Source organism: Flavihumibacter sp. CACIAM 22H1, assembly GCF_001601815.1.
GTDB lineage: Bacteria > Bacteroidota > Bacteroidia > Chitinophagales > Chitinophagaceae > Flavihumibacter.
Genome location: NZ_LUKG01000003.1, coordinates 92,494 through 115,870, shown reverse-complemented (window position 1 = coordinate 115,870; position 23,377 = coordinate 92,494). Strand labels below are relative to the sequence as shown.

Annotated in this window: 19 protein-coding genes; 11 read left to right on the top strand and 8 right to left on the bottom strand. The window is 46.4% G+C overall.

The features are described 5' to 3' along the window. The 3 genes from A1D16_RS01805 to A1D16_RS01795 all read left to right on the top strand — a co-directional run. Positions 1 to 752, top strand: a 752-nt coding sequence (locus A1D16_RS01805) for a vanadium-dependent haloperoxidase (RefSeq protein WP_290707186.1), incomplete at its 5' end; no start/stop codon positions are given. Between the two features lie 11 nt (positions 753 to 763). Next, the gene (locus A1D16_RS01800) at positions 764 to 2,473 is read left to right on the top strand and encodes a CRTAC1 family protein (RefSeq protein ID WP_290707184.1); all 1,710 of its coding nucleotides are present in this window, start codon (positions 764 to 766) and stop codon (positions 2,471 to 2,473) included. Between the two features lies 1 nt (position 2,474). Then, complete coding sequence (locus tag A1D16_RS01795) at positions 2,475 to 2,894, top strand: Dabb family protein (RefSeq protein WP_290707174.1); 420 nt, start codon at positions 2,475 to 2,477, stop codon at positions 2,892 to 2,894. Positions 2,895 to 3,003: 109 nt separating this feature from the next. On the opposite strand, the gene A1D16_RS01790 is transcribed toward A1D16_RS01795, so the two are convergent. The 5 genes from A1D16_RS01790 to A1D16_RS01770 all read right to left on the bottom strand — a co-directional run bounded on the left by A1D16_RS01790 (position 3,004) and on the right by A1D16_RS01770 (position 9,552). Next, the gene (locus A1D16_RS01790; RefSeq protein WP_290707172.1) at positions 3,004 to 4,164 is read right to left on the bottom strand and encodes a T9SS type A sorting domain-containing protein; all 1,161 of its coding nucleotides are present in this window, start codon (positions 4,162 to 4,164) and stop codon (positions 3,004 to 3,006) included. Between the two features lie 261 nt (positions 4,165 to 4,425). Next, positions 4,426 to 5,157, bottom strand: coding sequence for a 6-phosphogluconolactonase (gene pgl, locus A1D16_RS01785; RefSeq protein WP_290707170.1), 732 nt, complete (start codon positions 5,155 to 5,157; stop codon positions 4,426 to 4,428). A 48-nt stretch (positions 5,158 to 5,205) separates the two neighbouring features. Next, positions 5,206 to 6,726 (bottom strand): glucose-6-phosphate dehydrogenase, encoded by a 1,521-nt coding sequence (zwf, locus tag A1D16_RS01780; protein ID WP_290707168.1) that lies wholly within the window; start codon positions 6,724 to 6,726, stop codon positions 5,206 to 5,208. Positions 6,727 to 6,754: 28 nt separating this feature from the next. Then, positions 6,755 to 8,194, bottom strand: coding sequence for an NADP-dependent phosphogluconate dehydrogenase (gndA, locus tag A1D16_RS01775; RefSeq protein WP_290707166.1), 1,440 nt, complete (start codon positions 8,192 to 8,194; stop codon positions 6,755 to 6,757). Between the two features lie 80 nt (positions 8,195 to 8,274). Beyond that, positions 8,275 to 9,552 carry a sugar MFS transporter gene (locus A1D16_RS01770; protein ID WP_290707164.1) on the bottom strand — a complete coding sequence of 426 codons (1,278 nt, stop codon included), beginning with the start codon at positions 9,550 to 9,552 and terminating at the stop codon, positions 8,275 to 8,277. 92 nt (positions 9,553 to 9,644) lie between these two features. Here A1D16_RS01770 and A1D16_RS01765 point away from each other — a divergent pair, with 92 nt between their 5' ends. Continuing rightward, the gene (locus tag A1D16_RS01765) at positions 9,645 to 10,844 is read left to right on the top strand and encodes a TCR/Tet family MFS transporter (protein ID WP_290707162.1); all 1,200 of its coding nucleotides are present in this window, start codon (positions 9,645 to 9,647) and stop codon (positions 10,842 to 10,844) included. A 161-nt stretch (positions 10,845 to 11,005) separates the two neighbouring features. Further along, on the top strand, positions 11,006 to 11,320 hold the full coding sequence (locus tag A1D16_RS01760) for an RNA-binding protein (protein WP_290707160.1): 315 nt from the start codon (positions 11,006 to 11,008) through the stop codon (positions 11,318 to 11,320). A 61-nt stretch (positions 11,321 to 11,381) separates the two neighbouring features. Here A1D16_RS01760 and A1D16_RS01755 read toward each other — a convergent pair whose 3' ends face one another. Then, positions 11,382 to 13,802: a hypothetical protein gene (locus A1D16_RS01755; RefSeq protein ID WP_290707158.1), complete on the bottom strand. Its 2,421-nt coding sequence runs from the start codon at positions 13,800 to 13,802 to the stop codon at positions 11,382 to 11,384. Between the two features lie 89 nt (positions 13,803 to 13,891). Then, on the bottom strand, positions 13,892 to 16,054 hold the full coding sequence (locus tag A1D16_RS01750; protein WP_290707156.1) for a S9 family peptidase: 2,163 nt from the start codon (positions 16,052 to 16,054) through the stop codon (positions 13,892 to 13,894). Positions 16,055 to 16,117: 63 nt separating this feature from the next. Between A1D16_RS01750 and A1D16_RS01745 the strand changes: the two genes are divergently transcribed. Genes A1D16_RS01745 through A1D16_RS01735 form a run of 3 tightly spaced genes read left to right on the top strand, consistent with a single transcriptional unit; the run spans position 16,118 to position 19,180 of the window. Continuing rightward, complete coding sequence (locus A1D16_RS01745) at positions 16,118 to 16,486, top strand: carboxymuconolactone decarboxylase family protein (protein ID WP_290707154.1); 369 nt, start codon at positions 16,118 to 16,120, stop codon at positions 16,484 to 16,486. A gap of 60 nt (positions 16,487 to 16,546) precedes the next feature. After that, complete coding sequence (locus tag A1D16_RS01740) at positions 16,547 to 17,890, top strand: alpha-L-fucosidase (protein WP_290707152.1); 1,344 nt, start codon at positions 16,547 to 16,549, stop codon at positions 17,888 to 17,890. Between the two features lie 39 nt (positions 17,891 to 17,929). Continuing rightward, positions 17,930 to 19,180: a DUF2264 domain-containing protein gene (locus A1D16_RS01735; protein WP_290707150.1), complete on the top strand. Its 1,251-nt coding sequence runs from the start codon at positions 17,930 to 17,932 to the stop codon at positions 19,178 to 19,180. A gap of 35 nt (positions 19,181 to 19,215) precedes the next feature. On the opposite strand, the gene A1D16_RS01730 is transcribed toward A1D16_RS01735, so the two are convergent. After that, positions 19,216 to 20,235: a LacI family DNA-binding transcriptional regulator gene (locus tag A1D16_RS01730; RefSeq protein ID WP_290707148.1), complete on the bottom strand. Its 1,020-nt coding sequence runs from the start codon at positions 20,233 to 20,235 to the stop codon at positions 19,216 to 19,218. A 210-nt stretch (positions 20,236 to 20,445) separates the two neighbouring features. On the opposite strand from A1D16_RS01730, the gene A1D16_RS01725 reads away from it, so the two are divergent. The 3 genes from A1D16_RS01725 to A1D16_RS01715 all read left to right on the top strand — a co-directional run. Next, positions 20,446 to 21,330: an META domain-containing protein gene (locus A1D16_RS01725; RefSeq protein WP_290707146.1), complete on the top strand. Its 885-nt coding sequence runs from the start codon at positions 20,446 to 20,448 to the stop codon at positions 21,328 to 21,330. Position 21,331: 1 nt separating this feature from the next. Next, complete coding sequence (locus A1D16_RS01720; RefSeq protein ID WP_290707144.1) at positions 21,332 to 22,417, top strand: lipase family protein; 1,086 nt, start codon at positions 21,332 to 21,334, stop codon at positions 22,415 to 22,417. Positions 22,418 to 22,492: 75 nt separating this feature from the next. Continuing rightward, the coding region (locus tag A1D16_RS01715; protein ID WP_290707142.1) for a 2-oxoacid:ferredoxin oxidoreductase subunit beta at positions 22,493 to 23,377 on the top strand (885 nt) is incomplete at its 3' end.

Genomic DNA, 23,377 nt, shown 5'->3' with positions numbered 1-23,377 from the left:
CCCAGTCTTTCAGTCATTTTCCGCTTCACCCCCACTGGGGCAAAAACAGAACCTTCCTGGTACGTGATTCACAGCTGGCAGCACCGCTGCCGCCTGTTTATGATACTAGTCCCGGCTCTGTGTATTATGAACAATTCAGGCAGGTATATGAAAAGCGGAAACAACTTACGGAAGCAGAAAAAGAAGCGGCTCTGTGGTGGGGCGATGATCCGGAACTGAGCTTTACGCCGCCCGGCCATTCCTATACAATTGGAACCATTGCTATTAGGAAAGAAAAGCCGGACCTGATTAAATGTGCTGAAACCTATGCGCGGATTGGAATAGCTGTTTCAGATGCTTTTCGCAACTGCTGGAAATGGAAATTCCTGTATTATACAGAAAGAGCTAATACATTTATTCCTGCGCATATAGACGCTGATTGGGAATCGTTCTGGCCCGATCCTCCTTTTCCGGCCTTTCCATCCGGCCACGCCATGCAGGCAGCCGCAGCTGCTACGGTTTTGACAGATCTCTATGGCGAAAATTTTTCGTTCACTGATAGTTCACATGTGGGCCGGGCACCGGATGAGCTAAGAAATGTTGCCTTTAAAGCCCGCTCTTTTTCTTCCTTTTGGAAAGCCGCCGAAGAAACCGCCCAGTCGCGCTTTTACGGAGGTATTCACATTCCGATGGATAATGAAAAGGGATTGGAAAAAGGCAGGGAAATCGGTACCAATGTCAATGCCCTTACCTGGAGAAAACTGTCACCTTAAGCAACTGCTATATGTATGTCAAACTGCTGCCTGTATTATTGTCCGGCTTTCTTTATACCGGGCTGACCGCACAAATTATGTTTACGGAAGTTTCCGGCCAGGCGGGCATCCAACACAGTTTTCAGGTCTATGAAGGCATGTTTGGAGGAGGAGCTGCTGTACTTGATTTTAATAAAGACGGTTGGGAAGACCTCTATATAACGGGTGGAAAAAACTCGGATCAGCTGTACAGAAACAATGGCAACGGAACTTTTGCCGAGTGTTTAACAGCTGCCGGTTTATTGGATACGCGAAATTATATTACACAAGGGGTTGCAAGTGCCGACATCAATCGCGATGGCTGGCCAGACCTTGTTATTACTACCATCACCACCAAAGCAAATCCTCCCCAAATACCAAGAGCTGTCAATCTATTGTTTCTGAATAAAGGGGATGGAAGTTTCCGGCAGGCTACACAGGAATACGGACTCGACCAGCATTTTTCCTTTAGCACCGGAGCCAGTTTTGGGGATATTAATGCGGATGGCTGGCCCGATCTTTATATCGGTAATTATTTCAACCAGTTTGAAGGCACACTCAGTAAAGTGACAGACGCTACGGTAGTTGGTGCCAACCAAATTGCAAAAGGGTATCTCTACCTGAATGAAAAGGGGAAAAAATTCCGGGAAGTAAGTGCCGGCTATGGATTAAATCTGGCGGGTTTTGGGTTCGGCGGACTCTTTACTGATTTTGATAATGACCGGGATCAGGATCTATATATTAGTCACGATTTCGGGTATAAGCGCACCCCCAATCTTTTATACGAGAACAACTATCCCAGGAATTTTTTCCAGGATGTTGGAAAAAAAACGGGTATGGACCTTAAGATCAATGCAATGGGTAGTGCAGTGGGCGACTTTAATAACGATGGCTGGCTGGATTATTATATAACCAATATTCGCTTTAATGCATTCATGGTTAATGAAGGGAAAGGGCAGTTTTTTGTAAACCGCACCCGTGAATTGGGTTGTAGTTATTCTGGCATTAGTTGGGGGGCCAACTTTGCAGATTTTGATCTGGATGGTGATCTTGATTTGTATGTATCGAATGGAGATCTTAATCCGAATTGTAATCCGATCGGGGATTATTATTTTGAAAATACCGGTGCCGGGTTTGTGGAAACAGCAAGAGCAGTAGGCTTGCAGGATTATGGAATCGGCAGGGGATCGGTAGTGTTTGATTATGATAAAGATGGTGACCTGGATATTTTTGTTGTGAACCAGCAGTCTGTTTGCCCGGATTACCCGGTTAACTCTCAATCACACCTTTACCGGAATGATGCTGAACCCGGAAACTGGCTGGCAGTGGCGCTGCAGGGTAAAGCGGCCGAATTGAACGGAATAGGATCAAGGGTAGAAATTGTGCTGGGAAAAATCCATCAGATACGCGAAATTGATGGGGGTGGCTCCAGCCATATTTCACAAAATTCTTTATGGGCTCATTTTGGATTAGGCACGGCTAGCAAGGTTGATTCGCTGATTGTGTACTGGACGGGCGGAAACAAGCAGGTATTGACGGCTGTATCATCTAATCAATTCCTGCGAATTACAGAAACGCCCCAACCCCCAATGCATAATAAGCTGGTGTATCTATTGCTTTTGGCTGGAATGACGGGTATTGTATTGATCCTGTGGATCAGCCGGCAAAAAAATCGTAGTTTCAGGGGGAAAAAGCAGGAGTAGTATGGATACAAAATCTCGTAGAGACTTTATTACCACAACCGGAAAAGCAACCATTATGGGTGGATTAGGTTTAGGTGCAGCGCCTATTGCTGCAGAAGAAAACAAACTGGATAATACCTTTATTCACCATGTATTTTTTTGGCTGAAGAATCCTGATAGTCAGGAAGACCAACAAAAACTGATTGCCGGATTGCGGAAATTATCCAAAGCCAAAACCATTCATTTATCACATATAGGCGTACCTGCAAATACGAACCGTGAAGTAATTGAGCGGTCGTATAAAGTTTCCTGGTTACTGGTTTTTAAAAATGCCGCCGATCAGGATACCTACCAGACCGATCCCATTCATCTTAAATTTATCGAAGAATGTAGCATGCTTTGGGAAAAAGTAGTGGTGTATGACAGTGTTCAGGCTGGCTGAGTAAGCATAAAAAAAATTCCTGGCTGCACTTGTTAGAAAACGGACAGACCAGGAACTCTACCAGAAGGATCCTCTGCACCTTCCAAATTAATCGAACCGTGCAGTATTTTTAAAGCACCATTAGTTTAATGGCTTCGCCGTTTACCTGCATCACATACATGCCTTTTTGCAGGCCTTGGTGATCGAAGCTGTGGCGATTGCTGTTGAAATTCAATTTTTTTACCAGCTGACCTGAGAATGTGTATACACTAACTGATCTTTCTGCTGATTCAGAGAAAACCAGTTCAGTTCTGCCGACCTGGTTAATAACACGCATGGTGCTGAGACTTTGGTTAATGCGGATAACATCCGAATAAACCATGCGGTCCAGTATATTTACCCCACGCACCCTGTAAAATCCGTTGCTGAGGGGTTGTTTGTCAATAAAGGTATATTGTCCGGTACGCCCTGCTACCACGGCCACCTGTCCAATTGATTCATATTGTTTACCATCGGCTGACCGTTCAATAAAAAATGTTTTTCCTTCATGATTGTCGGCAGTGGTAAAAGTGATCCGGTTCTGACTGTTTTCAGCAAATCCTTTGATGCTTGTAAACTCAAGCGGAAGGGTAGTGAAATCATAATAATAACCGGTTGTAAACTGTATGAAATTATTCGGACGGCTGTTATTATGAAAAGTACCTACCATTCTTACCCGGCCGCTGAGGGTATAGCCAGCTGCAAGATTAGCATCTAAAAGATAAACGGAACGATTATCGCGGGGGTTAAGTGTATATGTTTCCCGAATGCTTTGCCCGTTTAAAACCAGCTGATCTATGATAATCTGGCCTCTTTGTCCGGGAGGGTTTCCATTTCCCATGTCGATCTGGAGGTAGTTCATATTGGCGAGGTTCGACCGTTTACTGTTTCCCACGAAATTGCGGAGATTACCGATCCGGCCTGTTTCACGTTCTTCCCGGCGATTGCCTCTATACGTTTCTGTTTGGTTGGTGAACTCGTCACCGTTGGGATTATAGGTAATGGTGAAGCGGATTTCTGCCTCATTGTCTATTTCATAATCCGAACTGTTATTTCTTCCGTTTAAATCAGGTGTGCCGAAAATAACATCGAATTCACCTTCACTTACATGTAAACCCTGGAAGCGTTGTGCTAAAAGTTGAGCAGATCTGTTAGTGGGAATCGATCCACTGTTCAGCTGCGCCTGGCTGCTGAAGGCGCAAACGATGGTCAGGCAGAGCATAGCAATGCTCTTGAAGAAGTTTGTTTTCATTCTGGTACGATTAACTGATTAATCGGCTTTTTGTAGGTAGAGGATCGATTCTGGTATTGGGTAGATAAGGTTTCTTTGTAGATCGGGCCTAGGGTTTCTACCGATCACCATACAAAGGTAAACACTTAGTTTAATTGTCCTAAGGGTATGCACTTATATTCGATCAGCAGGCTGATTTCTTCGATGAATAGGAGAAGTACCCGAAAAAATCCGTAGATCTTCGGGGTCTTGCGTATTTTCTGCAGGGGGGAGGGAGAGGGGCTATGCCTGATTTAATAAAGCGGCAGCCGCCTCATCTACCATCCAGATTGTATCACCGGTGGTAGATTTAACAGATTGGGCAGGATATTCGCTAAAATCCTGGGGTCCTTCCCAAACATTCTGCAGCGCTTTAGCTTTGCCGGCGCCGGTAGTAAGGAATAATATACAGGCCGATTGGTTGGCTACCGGCCGGGTAATGGTAACTCTGAACATATCCTGGGCTTCCAGGAAAAAAGAAATACACCATCTCCGGTTTTCCTGTATTACTTCGGTATGGGGAAAAAGGGAAAGCGTATGCGCATCGTCGCCCATACCAAGGATCAGCAGGTCAAAGCTATGGGGCTGGTGATCAAAATATTGATGTAATAATTTTGCGTATTCGCTGGCCGCTTCGGCGGGGCTATCGTAATCTGTGCGCATAATATGGATTTGCTCTTCAGGAATAGGCACTTTATTGAGCAGGGTATCGTATGCCATGCGGGCATTGTTTCGGTCATCTTCCAGGGGAACATACCGCTCATCTCCCCAGAATACATGTACTTTCGACCAGTCGACCTGCTGCTGAAGCGGGGCTTCGGCCAGCAACTGGTGTAAGCGTTTAGGGGTAGAGCCTCCAGAGAGGCAGATCGTAAACCGAGACTGTTTTTTTAATACCTCCTGCGCCTTTTTTACGATAAAGGCCGCAGCTTTCTGCGCTACGGTTTCAGCATCGGGGAAAACCTGGATATCCATATAATTTTTTTTCACCGGTCGGGTGTTGTCCGACCGGTGGTAAAGAGATTAGTGGTCTTTGTGTGGGTCGGGTAGGGAGGCCCAGTTGCGGCCATCACGGGCAATCAGTGCTTCCGAATCTTCCGGCCCCCAGGAACCGGGTCCGTAATTGGGAAAATCTACGGGTGCTCGTTGCTGCCAGGTTTCGAGGATCGGCATTATCACTTTCCAGGCGGCAGCTACCTGATCTTCCCGCATAAAAAGGGTGGCATTTCCTTCCATTACGTCAAGCAGGAGGGTTTCATAAGCTTCGGGCTCATGCTCTTCATACGCATCCTGATAGCTGAAAATCATATCAACCGGGCTAAGCGTCAGGTCTTGTCCGGGGCGTTTGGCCTGGAACCGCAGGCGGATATCCATTTCCGGAGCAATGCTGATGGTGAGGCGGTTGGCCCGCCAGGTGTCGGCAGACTCCGGTGGAAACGCATAATTAGGGGCTGCTTTAAACTGAACGGTTACAATAGTTTCTTTATCGGCCATACGTTTACCGGTACGTACATAAAAAGGCACATCCTGCCAGCGCCAGTTATCAATATAAAATTTAACGGCGGCGAAGGTTTCAACGGGTGAGTCAGCTGCTACATTTTTTTCCTGCCGGTAGCCGGTTACCTGTTGGCCTTTCATCCAGCCATCGCTGTATTGACCACGTACGGCCATTTTATGAACGTCTTCTTTGGAAATTTTCCGCAGGGCGTGTAATACATCCACCTTTTTGTTCCTGATTTCATCTGCATCAAAACTAACGGGTGCTTCCATTGCCACCATACACAATAATTGCAGGATATGATTTTGTACCATATCGCGCAGGGCACCCGAACTTTCATAAAAATCGCCTCTGCCTTCTACTCCTACGGTTTCGGACGCTGTTATCTGGATATGATCGATGTAATTCCGGTTCCAGATAGGTTCAAAGAGGGCATTGGCAAAGCGCAGGGCCAGGATATTCTGCACTGTTTCCTTGCCGAGGTAATGATCAATCCGGTATATCTGTTTTTCATCAAACATGCCGGCCAGTAATTTATTCAGTTCCAGGGCGCTGGCCAGGTCGTGGCCAAATGGTTTTTCCACTACCACCCGGGTGCATTTTGTATCGGCGCAAATGTTCAGGGGGCCCAGTTTGCCAACAATACCCGGTACCAGTTGCGGTGCTACAGCGAGGTAAAAAATTACATTAGGATGTTCACCGTATTCGGCTTCTTTTTCCTTTACTATTTCTGCAATTTTCTGGTATTCTTCTTCTTTTTCAGCATCCATCTGGAGGTAGGTTACCTGATTGGCAAAAACCTGCCATTTGCCGCCCTGGTCGTCCTTGCGTCGGCTGAACTGCTGAATGCCGTTAAAAAGATGGGTTCTGTAAGATTCATTATCGTAGGGCCGGCGACCGATACCCACGATATCAAATTTTTCCGGCATCCATTCATCGATGAAAAGATTGTACAGCGCTGGCGATAATTTCCGGTGATTCAAATCGCCGCTGCCTCCAAAGATAAAAATGAGCGAGGCGGCAGGTCTTTTATGTGTAACAGACATTTTTTTTGTTTGAATTAATTGGCAATGATCAGGTCCATTGAGTATGAAATTTCCCTTCCCGGTCGATCCGCTCGTAGGTATGTGCTCCAAAATAATCTCGTTGTGCCTGAAGCAGGTTCAAAGGCAAACGTCCGGTAGTGAAGGCATCATAATAGCTGAGGGCAGACATGAGGCCGCCGGCGGCAAATCCATTCAGGGCCGCAAGGCTTACCGTTTTACGGAGTGCCGCCAGTTGCCGGCTAACCAATGCAGCAATAGGCTCATCGAGCAGAAGATTACTTATAGAAGGGTTTCGCTGGTACGCATCATAGAAGGTGCCCAGCAGTGTAGAGCGGATGATACAGCCACCCCGCCATACTTTAACTGCATTGTGCAGAGGGATATCCATTTCCAGATCGCGGGATGCGGTGTGCAACATAGACATTCCCTGAACATAGGATAGAATAATGGCGGCAAACAGCGCTTTCCGGCAATCTTCTGCCAGTTCTTTTTTATCGATCGACAAATTATGGGCCGGTGCTGCATTGGCTTGGCGGGCCAATAGCTCGCGGTGTAATTTTTCCGCCTGTACCCGATCGGTTTTCAATGCGGATATAGTTCGCATGGTTACAGCCATATCAATGGTAGGGATGGCTACGCCCATATCCATCGCTATTTGTGAAGTCCATTTTCCGGTTCCTTTTGAACCTGCTTTATCAAGGATAGCATCTACCAGGTAATTACCGGTTTCGGGGTCGGTTTGGCGGAAAATTGCAGCGGTGATTTCAATCAGGTAAGACTTTAGTTCGCCTTCATTCCACTCTGAAAAAAGTGCGTGTAATTCTTCATTCGAAAAGTTACCCCCTCTATGAAGCAGTTCATATATTTCACAAATGAGCTGCATAATGGCATACTCTATTCCGTTGTGCACCATTTTCACGAAATGGCCTGCGGCACCTTTGCCCATATAATCTACACAAGGCTCGCCGTTTACTTTGGCAGCAATGGAACTGAGAATGGGTTTCAGCTGTTGCCAGGCCGCTTCATCGCCTCCCGGCATCATAGACGGGCCAAAACGGGCACCTTCCTCTCCGCCTGAAACACCGATACCAATAAAGTGAATGCCTTTTGGCCGCAGGTATTCATACCGGCGAAGCGTATCGGTATAATAAGTATTGCCGCCATCTATAATAATATCACCTTCACTGATCAGGGGTAAGAGGCTTTCAATTACATCGTCTACCGGTTTACCGGCGGGCACCAGCAGCATGATCCTGCGCGGGGTAGTCAGCCGGGCAACCATTTCTTCCAGGGTATTTACACCTTTAACGGTGGTACCGGCACTGGCAGCTGCTTCAAAATCAGCCGTTTTTTGGAGGTCTTTATCAAAGCCGATTGCTTTAAATCCATGATCGGCCACATTCAACAGCAGGTTACGGCCCATTACACCGAGGCCGACCATGCCGAAATCAAAGGTTTGGTTGTCCATTGCAGTTGGTTGGATAGGCCGCAAAGGTACGTACCAATGAGGTAAGATTGGTCAGCATTCTGTCAGTTCGGTAGGGAAAGCTATGCAAGCTGTTTACCAGCTTTGTATCCTTTGGCTGCGTAGTAGAGAATATAGAGATATGCAGGCGCTGAACACAGAAAAAATGCCAGTTGATTAGATAAGCCGCCTGAATCTTTTAACCAGCCATACAAAGGGGGTAAAATGGCGCCACCTGCAATACCCATAATAAGAAAGGCTGATCCAATTTGCGTGTACTTGCCTATTCCGTCAATGGCAAGCGGAAAAATGGCCGGCCACATCAGCGCATTCGCCAGGCCCAATGCTGCAATCAGAAAAATGGCGGTATACCCATCCGAGAAATAGATACCGATGGTTAGCAGCAGGCCTAAGATGGCCGAATAACGAAGGGCATCCTGCTGGGCAATGTATTTCGGAATGGTAAAAATGCCGATAATATAACCAAGCAGCATGGCAAAGAGGGTATAGGATGTGAAATATTTCGTTTCATCAAGGCTCATACCCATTGACTTTCCGTAGGTGCCAATGGCATCACCGGCAAGTACTTCCACACCAACATAGAGGAACAGGCAAAGCACTCCTAACATCAGGTGCGGGTAGGCAAAAGCAGAAGAGCGGGTTTTATTGCTGCCGGTTAGCTCTTCTTTAGGTTCTTCAATTTCCGGTAGGCCGGACCGGTAGGTAAGAAAAGCCAGTATAAAGAGGCAGATGGCGATAATAATATAGGGAGGAACAATACGGCCCGTAAGTTCGGTCAGCAACTGGGCTTTAATAGCCGGGTCTGTTGCTGCAATTACCTGTTCTTCAATAGCCTGGGCATTTTTCAGCACAATGGCACCCAGTATTATAGGACTCAGTATTCCGGCAATTTTATTACAAACGCCCAGGATACTGATCCGTTTGGCGGCACTTTCAATAGGTCCTAATATGCTGGCATAGGGGTTTGAGGCGGTTTGCAGGAGGGCTAAACCGGCTCCCTGTATAAAGAGTCCGCTTAAGAAAAGCGGAAAACTGCGGGCATTGGCAGCAGGAATAAAAATCAGGGAACCAACAGCCATTACGGCCAGGCCAAGTGCCATCCCATTTTTATAACCGGTTTTTTTCAGCATCCAGGCCGATGGTATAGCCAGGAAAAAATAGGCCATATAAAAAGCGGTGGTTACAAAAAAGGCCTGCATATCAGATTCCAGCTCACAGGCAAGTTTCAGAAAAGGGATCAGCGTGCTGTTCAGCCAGGTGATAAAGCCGAAGATAAAAAACAGGACGGCAATAATTGCCAGTGCGTAGGTCTGGTTTTTGTTGGTGTTGGGTTGGTTCATGCTACTGCTTTCAGGTCATTAAAATACGATGTTCAACAGAATAAATGCTGCGCAATCGATTCCGTATGTAATTTGCAGTCTTTAATCGTTCTATGCTAAAAAACGGGAAAGCGGCACTGGGATTCATTTTCATCACCCTATTAATAGACGTAACGGGTTTAGGAATTATTATTCCGGTTATACCCAAACTTATCTCCCATCTGATAAATGGAAATGTGAGCCAGGCTGCCAGTTACGGCGGATGGCTTGGATTTGCCTATGCCATTACGCAATTCGTTTGTGCTCCTGTGTTAGGCAACCTGAGCGATCGTTTTGGCCGAAGGCCGGTGCTTTTGTTATCACTTCTTGGCTTTGGCATTGATTATATATTTATGGCATTTGCCCCTACCATTGGCTGGTTATTTGTGGGTAGGATTATTGCCGGGTTATTCGGAGCCAGTATTACCACCGCATCGGCCTATATTGCTGATATCAGTACACCGGAGAACAGGGCGCAAAATTTTGGTATGATCGGGGCTGCTTTTGGGCTTGGCTTTATCATTGGTCCGGTTGTAGGAGGGGTTTTAGGAGAATACGGGGCCAAAATTCCGTTTCTTGCTGCAGCCGGCTTAAGCTTGCTCAATGCCCTGTATGGGTATTTTGTGTTGCCCGAATCGCTCGATCCTGAACATCGCCGACCCTTTAACTGGCGAAGGGCCAACCCGCTGGGTTCTTTTAAACAGCTAAGGAAATACCCGGAAGTATCCGGACTGGTGATTTCTTTTGTATTAATTTATATAGCAGCACATGCGGTGCAAACAACCTGGACCTACTACAATATTGAAAAATTTGGCTGGTCTGAACAGATGATTGGCTATTCATTGGGGCTGGTTGGCCTGATGGTAGCCCTGGTGCAGGGCGGGTTGATCCGGATCGTTATACCCAAGCTGGGTTACCAGAAAAGCGTTTATACCGGTTTGTTTCTGTACAGCCTTGGTTTTTTGCTTTTTGCCTTTGCCTCCGCCTCCTGGATGATGTTTGCTTTTACGGCAGTGTATTGTTTGGGAGGTATTACTATGCCCGCTATACAGGGAATTATTTCCTCCGTTGTTCCTCCCAATGAACAGGGCGAACTCCAGGGCGGATTAACCAGTTTGATGAGCGCTACGTCCATCGTAGGTCCGCCCCTGATGACCACCCTTTTTGCCTATTTCACAAAACCAGGGGCACCGGTCTATTTTCCCGGGGCACCTTTTTTAACTGCAGCAGTACTGGTTTTGATCAGTGGCTTACTGGCAAGAAAAGCAGGATAACAGTATTCATTTGGTGGTAATAGTTATTTAGACTAACTTTGCGGCGTTATTGAGTTATTGATCCCGGACAGGATCGAGTTATTCTGCTACGCAAATTCTGCTATCTGATTTCTCCCGCCCGTATCGTATCGCTCATTTTTTATTTATCATTTTTTTATTACATGAACATTTACGTTTCAAATTTAAGCTTCAACGTTGAAGACGAAGACCTGAGAGAATTTTTCGCTGAGTATGGCGAAGTAACTTCTGCCCGTGTTATCATGGACAAATTCACCAACAAAAGCCGGGGATTCGGTTTTGTTGAAATGTCTGATGACGAAGCTGCCCAGAAAGCAATCGCTGAACTGGATGGTGGAATGGTAGAAGGTCGCGCTATCCGCGTAACTGTTGCAAAACCTCGTGAAGAGCGTTCTGGCAATGGTGGTGGTGGTAACCGCCGTTCTTTCAGCAACAGCAACAGCGGTAGCCGCTGGTAACTGATTGTTTGTTTACTTTCTGTAAACAAAGGAAACCGGTCAGCAACCCTGACCGGTTTTTCTATTCTACAATGCGTTCCATGCGGGTGAGTTTTCCTTCCGCATTTACACCTTCTACAATAATTCTCCAGCGTTTAGCACTGTCGTTATTATATACGGTAAATAATATTCTTCGGTTATCCTTATCAGTTATAATAAACGGGTTCCAGAATAAGGTGGATCGTATATCTTCCTGGTCATGCCTTTGCTCATAGCGCATATAATCGGGCGAATAAAATTCCTTTTGCGGAACATAACCCGGAATATTGGCAAAATTCAGGCCTTTAATATTTTCATTGGCCGCTGCTCCTTTTTTAGTGTAAACGGCAATAGCTCCAGCACTACCTCCCCCTGGCGCTCCTAAAAAAGGTGGGCGGAATACTTTAACCATGGCCACATCCGTCATCGGAATATTCTGCACCATAGATATATCACTAATCATTTCATTTAGGAATAAACTGGGTGTTCCGCCTCTCCAGTTCATGGATATATTCGTGCCCATCCCGGTAATCTGCAAGCCGGCTACTTTCCCTTGCAGGTAGTTCAGCACAGTCATTGCACCATTGGCAGAAATATCATCTTCCGTTATAAATGTGTAATCATTTTGTCCGCGGAATAAGCCGGAGGTATACTCTTCATTCATTTTTTCTGCCTTCGATTTAACTTTCGCGGTTACGGTAACTGTTTCCAGTGTTTTAACCTTGCGTGCTGCTTCAGCTGCCGCCAGGTTCTTTTCACCCAGCATCAGCGATTTTTGTAAAGCAGCAGGATCCAGTTTGGTAAAAACCGGAATTGGTTTATTGGCAGCAGAGAACGGTATGGCCCCGGGCAGAAAGGCTGTTTTAACATCTATCAATGCCTTGGTGGTAATCAGTTTATTCTTATCATTATTAAACTGGTAATACAGTTTGGCGGTATCGTAAAAAACCATTCCACTGATCCCAAAGGTACCGTCAGAAGCAACCGGGATGGTAATGAATTGTTGTCCACCACCTTTAAGCGTAAGGATGCCTGTTAACTCCTGGTTAACCAGTTCGCTTTTGGTAAGGCCGGTTATTTTACCATTGGCCGTTATATAATCTTCCGGTTTGTTCCTGATCTCCGGGAATTTTCCGGCAAGAATATCTTCCCATTTAAAGCGACGCCATCCATTGGTCATCATTACCAGATCAAGGTGTTGCGCAACAGAGTCTGCTTCGCTGGAAAAATAATACCCTGGTTGGTGGATATAACCTTTAATATCCGGGCTCAGCAATAGTCCTGAGTAAATATCTTCTTCCCCTTTTTGCACCGGATTGATATCGGCATCTGTTACGGATATGGACAGGTTACATTGAATTTCATCCGGCACGTCTACCTGGATTACATTCCGATCTCGCTTTTTCATGCCTTTCAACGGCACATTCAGATCGGTGATAAAATAATAATCCTGCCGGTTTACGAAAACGATGCGTTCTGCAATCGGTTTATTATCCTCGGTAAAAAGCGTTACCTGTACAATACCGGCGGGTACGTGCTCGATGGGAATCATCGCTTTAACTTCTGCCGACTTTGTCAGGTTTACTTTTGCCCGGTAAATCATTTGTTGTTGGGTTTGGGCAACTACCTGAACTGTTTCATAGGGAACTGCTTCGCCCTCTTTCCGTTTAACATTGTACTGTATACCTGCCAGGGTATTTTGCACCGCTAATGCTACTCCTTTTGCTTTTGCTGCCGGAAGATTTTTCTGTTGCATTTTGCCGGAAGGATCTTTCCAGCTGGCTTTATAGGTTTCTCCTGCAACAGGGGTTAATTCAACCAGCCCCATTCCCTGGTGTACGGAAGAAAAACTGGCAACTTTTGTTCCTTTTGAATTGAGAATATCTCCGGTAACCGGTATGGGTAAGCCCTTTTGATCGTTTGCTTTGAACGCCAGCCTGGTAGAAACACCCTGGATCAGGTCACCTCCTTCAGGAAAAAAATCGAGGTAATAAGTAGCGGCCGCGGGTTTACCTGTACCGGTGTTTTTATTGGCGGGCTGTAATATCGGAATAGCTTTGGTGTATAAAAATGCCGAATCAAAATTAAGCATCCAGCGGGTGTATGCCCGGATGAAAACGGTAGAATCTTTCAGTGTTTCCGGCAGGTAAAGGGCGGCGGCTGCACCGCCGATAGCAATCGGGCTGATTCTTCTGTCCAGCACTTTACCGCTGCCATCAATAAGTTCTGTGTAGAGGTTATTACTAATGGTGGTAATGGTAGACCCCACCATAATATATGCTTTCAGCCAAATGGTTTCCCCGGGCGTATAAGCCCCCTTGTCGTATTGTACATAAATCTTTTCCTGCGGGTATTCGGCATCCAGTTTTAACAGTGCGGAATCAATTATCTGTGCATTTACTCCCCAGCTATTAAGTACGGTTATTATTACAACAAGCAGTGTGCGGTAATTCAATAGTTTCATAAACGTTCAGCTTCAATCTCGCTCAATATCCTTTATTTTTTTCGGAAAGCAGGGCCGGATCCGGCCATTTCCTTCGAGATTAATGATTTTTAACGAAAGCGTTCAAAAAATTCCCAGGTACGCAATAGCTGATCCATGCGCTGCCGGTTATTACCCGAGCGGGTAATTTCGTGGGTGGCGCCCGGGTGCCTTACATATTCTACCGGTCTTTCCAGCACTTTGAGGCTTTTATACAGTTGCTCGCTTTGAATAACACCTGTACGAAGGTCATTTTCGCCATGAAAAATGAGATAAGGCGTTTTGATCTTGTCGACATAACTGATAGGTGATTCACGCTCCAGTATTTGCAATACCTCCGGTTGCCAGGGGTAACCGCCAAAATAACCGGGCACCAGTTGCCAGGCATTTCCCTCCCCGAAAAAGGTCCGCAGGTCATATACTCCCCGCTGGCTGCAGGCTGCTTTAAAACGCTGATCATGCGCAAGTATAAAGGCAACCAGGTAACCCGCGTAGGAACCTCCGCTTATAAATAACCGGCTGGTATCTACCCAGTTTTCACGGGCAACTTTTTCGAGTGCCGTAAGCACATCTGAAGAAGGGCCTTTTCCCCAGTTATTAATATTCGAACGCAGAAAATCATAACCATAGCCGCCCGAACCACGCGGGTTTGCGTATACCACACCATAGCCTTTACTGCACCAATACTGGAATTCATGCCACATGGATGCTTCTCCTGGTCCCCACATAGCCGAAGGGCCGCCATGGATCTGCAGCAAGAGCGGGTATTTTTTGCCAGCTTCCCTACGCGCGGGAGGCATAACCCAGTATTCAATTGCTTGCCCGGCTTCATTTATAAAGCTGTCTTTAACCGGTTGAACAATAGATCTTGTGGCTATCCATTCCTGGTTAAAGCGGGTGAGTTGCAATTCATTGCCTCCAGTAAGCGAAGCGGCATAGAGTTCATTGGGGTTGGAGACGGCAGTTTTTGTATAAACAAGCTTATTGGCACCAATTCCTACCGCCCCAAATCCCTCTTCCCGCTTGCCGATAAGCTGCGTTTTTTTCGTTTTTACATCGTACACCAATAGCTGAATACCGCCATTAGCTGCAACGGTGGCAAACAACTGGTCATCTCCTTTCCACCTCAGTTCTGCTTTTGACCGGTCAAAGGGAATGGCTACCAGATCTTTTTCGGTTCCGTTGATCGGAAAAAGGGCTAATTCTGGAATTGAAACAGTGCCGGTTTTTCCATGTTGCAGGGCGATCCATTTTCCATTAGCGGAAACCCTGGCGCCGGTATAAGCATACGAAGGCTTACCGAGTAATAATTTCAGGTTGGCGCCATTGCTCTGTATAGAATAAAGGGCTCTTGCCAGGTTCCTGTCTGGGTGAACTGGCAGGTCCAGAATGCCTTCCAGTAAGAGTTGCGTGGGGGAGGTAAACTGAACGCTGGTGTAGTTGTTGAAATCCTGGGTAAGCTGCACCGGGGTTGCTCCTGCGCTGGCATCTATCAGAAAAACCTGGTTAAAGAACAGCTCTCCACTGGTGGTGGCTTCTCCCTGAAACTGAAGCCGGTTAATTACTTTGGCTTTTTTATCCTGCTCATTTCGGGAAAGCCAGGCCCGTGCTTCTTCGAGGGTGCCATCCGGATTTGGTTGTACCCGACCGGCAAGCGGTGGCTGATTCAGGGGCATGCCAGGCTTTTCCAGCGACCAGGATGGCCTTGTTCTGGTGCTGTTCAGACTGCTGTCCGCTAAAAATTTCTGCAGGGGGATGGATGCTATGTAGGCGATTTTTTGTCCGTCTGGGCTCCAGGAAGGCGAGGAAGCGCCATAGGGCGATCGGGTCAGTTGCATGGCCTCGCCTCCCTGCAGTGGCAGTAGGAAGAGTTGCGGCCTGGAATCGACGGGGCGTACAAAAACAAGGAACCGGTTGTCTGGGCTTAAAACTGGTTGAGAGGCCCCTTCTCTGGAGAAACTGAGTTGCCGGGGTGCCGATCTGCCATCGGTAGCAACCGACCAAACCTGTGTACGATATTGGTACTCCCAGTTTAGAGAATCTTCTACTTCAATAGAGGTGCGGGTGAAATAAGCGGTAGTACCGTCTTTGCTTACCTGCACTGCACCGGATTGATGTATTTTTAGCATATCCGAAACAAGCACTGGTTGGGAAGAAGCTGTTTGAGCCTGGGTGGTATGTACGATCAACGTAAGCAACCAACCCATTCCCTTTAAATAGGGGGTATAGTTCATGAGAATTCTGTTAATATAGCCGACAGCTAACTGTTGCTACATTTGCCAAATTAAAGAAATTGTATGAGTCCATTAGTAACTGAATTTAATGCATACCGCACCCGTATGAACGAAGTGATATTAAGCAAAAACAACCTGGTGATGAAGCGGTTGTGGAACCTGGATACCAATACGTATGAAGCGGGTGCGCTGGACCAGAAAACCAAGGAAATGCTGGGGCTGGTTGCCAGCATGGTACTGCGCTGCGATGATTGCATCAAATACCATCTTGGTAAAAATTTTGAACTGGGCCTGACAACGGAGCAACTCTATGAGGTATTTGCAGTGGCCAATATTGTAGGGGGTACCATCGTGATTCCGCATACCAGAAAAGCCGCAGAATATTGGGAGGAGTTAGTGAAAGAAGGGGAAGAAAGAGGTAAAATGCAATAAGAATGACCCGCGCATATCGGCAATTTAAAGACTAATTTCATCGGATTAAACGATGCGAGCATGATTCCATTTTCAACCAAAAAAATAACCGGCCTGGTTGCCGGTTTGTTCCTGTCAGCCTCTCTGTTGGCGCAAAACTATACACCTTCTGCAGCCAACCTGGAAGCAAGAAAGACCTTCCAGGATAGTAAGTACGGGATGTTTATCCACTGGGGTTTATCCAGTACATTGGGTGATGGAGAATGGGTGATGAACAACAGGAATATCCGCAAGGCTGATTACCAGCGTTTGCTGTCGGGATTTTATCCCGCCCAGTTTGATGCGGAGAAATGGGTATTAACAGCAAAAAATGCCGGTATGAAATATATTGTATTCATAACCCGGCACCACGATAGCTTTTCTAACTGGGATACGAAATTTTCCGATTGGAAAATAACCAATACGCCGTTTAAGCGGGATGTACTGAAAGAACTGGCGGCAGCCTGTAAAAAGGAAGGCATGAAACTCGGCCTGTATTATTCCACCCTCGATTGGTACCGCGAAGACTACCCGCATGAAACGGGTAGAACCGGCCAGGGTACCGGCAGGAAAGGCAAGGGCGATTATGCTTCTTACCTGCAGTTCATGAAGAATCAGCTGACAGAATTGCTCACTAATTACGGAGAGATTATGTCAATTTGGTTTGATGGTCATTGGGACCAGACAAACCCCGAAGGCGAACACGACCGCTCGTCGAGGATCGACTGGAAATACGATGAAATTTATAACCTGATCCATTCTCTTCAGCCGCAATGCATGATTGGAAATAATCATCACCTCAGCCCGCTTCCCGGCGAGGATTTTCAAATGTTTGAGCGCGATCTGCCCGGTGAAAACAAATCCGGGTTAAGCTACCAGAAAGCATCCGATGAAGTGCCGTTGGAAACCTGTGAAACCATCAATGGTGCCTGGGGATATAATATCACCGACAGAAATTATAAAACGGTAAACCAGGTTATACAGTTATTGGTGGGCGCTGCGGGCAGAAATGCCAATTTGTTATTGAATGTGGGCCCGATGCCCAATGGCCAGATACAACCTGAGTTCACGGATACCTTGGCCGCAGCCGGAAAATGGCTGGAAGCGTATGGAGAAACTATTTATGGAACCCGTGGTGGTCCGGTTCCTCCACAGCCCTGGGGTGTAAGTACTCAAAAAGGTAAAAAAATCTACCTGCACCTGTTTAAGCAGCCTTTTGGAAACATGATCTTATTACCCGGGTTTAAAGATAAAGTGAAACAGGTGCAGCTGTTCGTAAATCGTCAACCCCTTAAGTTCAAACAACAGGCGGAAGGATTGCTAATTAATACAGACGGACTTTCATTTGATAAGGCGGATGAGGTGATTGAGGTGGAGTTGAAGTAGGGGGAGGAAGAAGGGAGAAGGGGTATTAAATGCCGGAATATGACAGCTAGAAGAAAATTTTTACAGACAGCATCGCTGTTTGGACTGGGCTGGCTGTTGCCAAAAGCTGCCGATGCAGGTGCGCAATGGCAAAAATCCCCGGTTTTGGATGAACGAAAGAGCTGGTACGAGCTACTCTATAAAATGGCTAAACCGGTTCTTGAACCCATGAGTCGCGATCAGCTGAAAGCCAGCATGGAAGTGGAGTTCAGCCCGACCTGGGATGGCCGGGATAAGTCGGTGGCCTATATGGAAGCATTCGGGCGATTAATAGCCGGACTGGCTCCCTGGCTGGCACTGCCTCCTGAAGACAGTGACGAAGGGGAACTTCGCACCGAATTATTATCGTATGTAATTAAAGCACATACGCATGCCGTTAACCCTTCTTCCAAAGATTATCTTACCTGGCACAAGGAAGGACAGCCATTGGTGGATGCAGCATTTATTGCCCATAGTTTTTTACGAGCCAGAAAACAGACCTGGGATTCTCTTGATGCGCTTACCCGTCAGCGTTATATTGAACATTTCAAATCATTACGCCGGGTAAAATCACCCTATAATAACTGGCTGTTATTTGCTGCAATAATCGAAGCCTTTTTGTTATCGATAGGCGAAGTGTATGATCCTGTTCGGATTGATCTTGCCCTTAGAAAACACGAGGAATGGTATGCAGGAGATGGGTGGTTTAAGGATGGTCCTGTATTTCATTTTGATTACTACAATAGCTATGTTATTCACCCTATGCTGTTGGATATTTTATCGGTAATGAAAGCGCAGGGAAAACAACAGGAGGAGCAATATGTGCTGGAGCTTCGGCGGATGCAACGGTATGCTGAATTCCTGGAACGACTGATTTCCCCGGAAGGCAGTTTTCCAACCTTTGGAAGATCCATTACCTACCGGTTGGGGGCTTTCCAGCCATTATCCCAACTTGCCCTGCTGGATCAGCTGCCAGAAACCATCTCCAGGGGGCAGGCAAGGGCAGCGTTAACCGCCGTTATGACGCGTATGTTTTCTGTAGAAGGAAATTTCAACAAACAGGGCTACCTGACGCTGGGTTTTGCAGGCCACCAGCCTGGTATTGCAGATTCCTATTCCAATTCCGGCAGCATGTACCTCACCTCTTTAGGGTTTCTGCAATTGGGGCTTCCGGCCAACCATGCGTTCTGGACTTCACCGGCAGAAGAATGGACGGCAAAAAAGGCCTGGTCAGGCAAAGGGTTCCGTAAAGATTATGCGGTTGGCTATTAGGAATGCAGGCAAGGCAGCATGCAGGCAAACTGTCATTACCTGCCATGTATTACCAGCTCTCCGTCTATAAGACAGTTTTGTGGGGCGGGGCGCTGATCCTCCGGCGACTCCAGTAATTCCATCAGAATGTCAGCAGCTTTCATTCCTTGTTTTTTCGGGTATTGTTCGATCGAAGCCATAGGCGGACTTTCCAGGTAATTGGTAATCGGCAAATTGGCATAACTGACAAAGAAAATGTCTTTGTTGTTTTTTATCTTTTTAGACTTACAATATTGAATGGCATCAAGTGCAACATAGTCGTTGATCGCTAAAACCGCGGTAGGGGGCTGTTTGAGACTAAGCAGGCTTTCCATGGCCTCGGCAGTTCCCTCACGGGTAAGATCGCAATAGGCAACCAGGGTGAGATCGATTTTCAGCCGTTTTTTTTGCATGACTTCCATATAGGTATCTGTGCGCTCCTTGGAAGACTTCATTTCTTCCGGCCCATTTATGATACCAATTCTTCTATGTCCTTTTTCCATCAGGTAAGTAATTGCCTGATGTGTGCCCTGGGGCATGTTAAAGGCTACCTTGTTATAATCGTTGGAAGCAGGTACCCGATCAAAAAAAACAACCGGTATCCCATATTTTTCCAGGGCGGTAAAATGATCCAGGTTCTTGGTGTGTTTAGAAAGGGAAACAATAATACCATCCACTCGCTGATTCTTCATAGCGGTAAGGATTTCTTTTTCTCTTTCCACATTATCCTGTGATTGCCCGATTAACACATTGTATTTATGCTGCATGGCAATTTCTTCAATTCCGCTGATGGCCCCGGCAAAAAAATCTTCAATTAAATAGGGCAGGATAACACCGATAGTAAAGGTTTTTCGCTGCTTGAAAAAAATAGCCGTTTGGTTGGGCTCATAACCAAGTTCCTTAGCCAGTTCCTGTACCCGGGTTTTCGTTCGGAGGCCAATACTGGGGTGGTCGTGCAATGCCCTCGAAACGGTTGAAACGGAAATTTTTAATTGTTTGGCAATTTCCTTTATCGTTGGCACTTTGTTCATTGTCATGCAGTCGGTTCAGAAACTAAAAATAACCATAATTAAACTAAACTATCTGTATCAATTAGTTGTATTATTGTCAACGGTTATATGTTCATGGAGGGCTGGTTCCACCAGTTCTGTTATTCAGTTTCAGAGAATATATAGGTGTATGTTTTTCAGTCATTTTACTACTGCTATTTTAAATCACTCCTTATCTTTCCTCATTAATCAACGTATATGAAAAATCTTTTCCTTGGCTTTGGCTGCGTGCTGCTGCTGATTGCCTGTAATAACAGTGTGCAGGAAGAAAAATCAACGGCCTCCAGCCTTGTTGACAGCATTCAGCTGGCTGACAATCAGTATTGTTTTGAAAGTGCAAACATGAATGACAGTGTTCAGCTGCAGCTAGACCAGGTAGGTATGGAGGTTTCGGGTGAATTGATCTACGCAATAAAAGGCAAAGACAGGAATGTAGGAACCGTGCAGGGCGAATGGTTAGGAGATACCCTGTTGCTCGATTATTTATTCCAGTCGGAAGGAGCGCTATCCTCCAGGCAACTGGCATTTCTGAAAACAGATAGCCTCCTGCTGGAAGGCTATGGTGCCAGTGAAGAAAAAGAAGGCAAAATGAAGTTTTCCAATCGCGCTGAGCTGAAATTCGGAGCAGGCATCCGCCTCAGAAAAGTTGATTGTAAAGCAGCTGGTTCTTCTATTGCGCCGCCCCCGGTGTCAGGCGGCGGAGCAGCAGGCGCCGGTTCAGAAGGGCAGGGTAGTGAAGTGCTGTATATGTTCAGGTGGGAATTAAAAGAGTTAAATGGAACTGCCCTGGATGTGGTGAAGGGGCCGCAGTTCTTTTTATTGTTTTCTCCCGGACAAGTGGGCAGGGTGTCTGGAAAATCCGGTTGCAACCGGCTTTCCGGCAGCTTTGAGCTTTTGGATAAGCAGGGAATGAAATTTGGTGCCCTGGCCAGTACTAAAATGGCTTGCCCGGAAATGGAACTGGAGGCAGCTTTTCTCAAAGCACTGGCGGAAATAAATCAATGGAAGATCCTCGATAATCAATTAATACTTATGAAGGATGGTGCTAACCTGGCCATTTTTCAATCTGTGACAGTTAAATAATATGCGAATACCAACTCTGCTGCTGCTGCTTGTCCTGGTTGCAGGACCCTCGCAATCCCAATCGCTTCAACCGGGATTCGATAAACTGGAATATGAAGAAATGATAAAAGTATCGGTCCGAACTACGAAAGCGGGGCAATATGCGGACACCTTTCCCCCGCCGATCCGGTTTCGGATGGTCTATGAATCGCCTGAAATGGGCCTGCAGAACCTGTGGGATCTCTGGACGGATGACAAGGGGCAGGCCGTAATCAGTATTCGTGGAACCACGCAAAATATGACCAGCTGGCTGGCTAATTTGTATGCCGCCATGGTTCCTGCAACGGGTTCTCTGCAGTTGGAAGATGGGTATAGCTTTGAGTACCGGCTGGCGGCACATCCGCAGGCCGCTGTGCATGTAGGCTGGCTGCTATCAACGGGTTATCTTGCCCGCGACATTCTTCCCCGGCTCGATTCCTTGCATAAAACGGGAACAAAAAATGTTCTGATCATGGGCCATAGCCAGGGAGGGGGAATTGCATTTTTACTTACTTCCTATTTATATAGTTTGCAGGAATCGGGCAAGCTACCGGCTGATATCCGGTTTAAAACCTACTGCAGTGCAGGTCCTAAACCCGGTAACCTGTATTATGCCTATGACTATGAAGCAAAAACCTATGGAGGCTGGGCATTTAATGTGGTAAATGCCGCAGACTGGGTTCCGGAAGTTCCGTTATCCATTCAAACGGTTACAGATTTTAATGTAACCAATCCGTTTACCAATGCAAAAAAGACCATCCGCAAACAGAAATTTCCCAATAAGCTGGTTTTGAAATATGTCTATAACCGGCTAAGTAAGCCAAGCATAAGGGCGCAGCGGAATTACCAGAAATACCTGGGTAAACATACCTCCAAGATAGTTGGTAAAAACCTGAAGGGATTCCAGGCGCCGGCCTATTATAATTCCAATCATTACGTGCGTACGGGCGCTACTATTGTTTTACAGCCCGATGATGCCTACCGGGCAATCTGGAAAGACAGCGATACCAATGTTTTTGTGCATCACGTACACGCACCTTACTTGTTCCTGTTGCACCTGCTTCCCTGAATTAACGGTCATTGGTAGGGTAGCAACCTACCGGTGATCGGAGGAAAAGCCTAACTTTGCGGATTATCGGAGGATATGAGTACAATTGAAGCGGCGCTGAGCCTTACACCTAAAGATTTTGCTACCGACCAGGAAGTTCGCTGGTGCCCGGGTTGCGGGGATTATTCCATCCTTGCACAGGTGCAGAAAATTATGCCCGGACTGGGCGTTCCAAGAGAAAATATTGTAATAGTATCCGGCATTGGGTGCAGTAGCCGGTTTCCCTACTATATGAATACCTATGGTATGCATTCTATTCATGGAAGAGCTACTGCCATTGCCAGTGGGTTAAAAGCTACCAGGCCTGAACTGAGCATTTGGATTGTAACAGGCGATGGAGATGGGTTGAGTATCGGAGGTAATCATACCATTCACCTGCTACGCAGAAATTTTGATGTTAATATCCTGCTCTTTAATAACCAGATCTATGGTTTAACCAAGGGCCAGTATTCGCCCACTTCGGAAGAACAGAAAATAACCAAGAGTACGCCTTTTGGATCCATTGACCATCCATTTAATCCATTGGCCCTGGCAATGGGTGCAGATGCCAGTTTTATAGCCCGCAGTATGGATCGTGACCCCAAACACCTGCAGGAAATGTTAATCCGCAGCCATGCACACAAGGGGGCTTCTTTTCTTGAAATTTACCAGAACTGCAACATTTTTAATGACGGCGCTTTTGAAATTTTTACGGAAAAATCAAGTAAACCGGAACAAGCCGTTTTTCTGGAACAGGGCAAACCCTTATTATTTGGCGCTAATAAAGAGAAAGGAATACGACTGGATGGGTTAAAACCGGCATTGGTAGACCTTAGCGATGGATTTAGTGCTGATGATTGCTGGATTCACGACGAACGTGATTTCTATAAAGCCCAAATCCTCGTTCGCTTATTTGATGATCCGAGAACAACCGGACATATG